We start from the raw sequence: 236 nt of genomic DNA on the forward strand, positions 1-236 counted from the left end.
AGGGTCTCCGGGTGGACGGCCAGGACCAGGGTGGCCACCTCGGCGAAGGCCACCAGCCAGGGGACCACACTGGGGGTGAGGCCCGTGGCGTCGTCCACGACGAGGGTGACGGGGTTCACCCCTTCGGGGCGCTTGAGGGCCTTGAGGAGGCTCCTCGCCTTCTCCTCGTTCCCCGGGTAGCGCCTCTGCCAGGCCTTGAGGTCGGCCTCGAGGTCCCTCCCCCGCCCCACCCCTTC

Annotated in this window: 1 pseudogene; it reads right to left on the minus strand. The window is 72.0% G+C overall.

What is annotated here, in order from left to right:
• A pseudogene (locus ACYQ0J_RS13630) lies at positions 1 to 236 on the minus strand (ATP-binding protein); the annotation flags it as partial.

The sequence above is a fragment of the Thermus sp. FJN-A genome, from assembly GCF_054655095.1.